Source organism: Oleiphilus sp. HI0061, assembly GCF_001635675.1.
Window position 1 is genome coordinate 1 of sequence record NZ_LWFE01000645.1, and the last position, 982, is coordinate 982.

The 982-nt window shown below is 41.3% G+C and carries 1 protein-coding gene; it reads right to left on the bottom strand.

Going from position 1 to position 982, the window contains the following annotated elements; genetic code table 11:
- Positions 1-950 (bottom strand): tetratricopeptide repeat protein (locus tag A3735_RS08215; protein WP_156499525.1); only part of this gene is annotated, 950 nt, incomplete at its 3' end.
- Positions 951-982: the final 32 nt, after the last annotated feature.

A 982-nucleotide genomic window follows, 5' to 3' on the forward strand; every position in this document is an offset into this window, starting at 1 on the left:
ATAATACCTAGTAGCTGAGTCGCTAGCTTGTATGAGGGATAATCATTTAATATCTCGATCAAAGTTGCTTTAGACGCATCCAATTCGCCTGCTTGCATTTTCTCGACCGCAAGCTGATATTTCTCTTTTACTTCATTTGAACCCGGGAAGGCTTCGGATAACAGTTTGGTGTAAATATAGGCTTCGTTAGAACGGCCTTGGCGAGTCAAAACATAAGATAGCCGTTCTAATACAACGGCTTTTTCCGGCTCAATAATATCTGTATTATCCATAGTAGAAAGCAAATCGGTCAGAATATCTTCGGCCTGTTCCAGGTTCTGTTCACCAATTGCAATACCAGCCAATAGAATTCTTGCTTTACTAAAAGCCTTGGCACCCTTAGGTATGGAATTAAGCAAGCCTTTCGATTCTTTTACCTGGTTAGATCTTACTAAAGCAGTTGCTTTTCCTAGGGTAGCGAGGTCATTCCCTGCCTCGTCATTAAGAATTTTCTGATAGGCATTGACTGCTTGTTCAAGCTCGTTCAAACCTAACAAGTTATGCGCACGAAGCATTTGAAGCTCAACGCTATTGCCACTTAAGTGCTCATCCAGAACAAGCTCAGCAGATAAGTACTTGTGCTTACCTTGATAAGACTCAACCAGTGCGACATAGTAACTTTCATCCTTGTCGGTACTCACCTGCTCCAATAAGCTAAGCGCCGCGTCATATTGCCCTAATTTAATCAACATCTCGGCATATTGAACAATTGAAGAGGCTTCGCCACCCGACTTCTTCACCGCATTTTTATATTCAATTGTCGCGGCTTTATATTGACCTTGCTCGGCATAAGCTTTAGCTCTCGCTAGATGATTCGCGTTAAGCTCTTTCTGATCAGTTTCTCCGCAGGCAATCAACATACTTACTAATACAGCAGATATGAACAATCGCCCAACTTTATTAAACTTCATCCTTTAAACCCTATGATTAAAATTCCAGATTT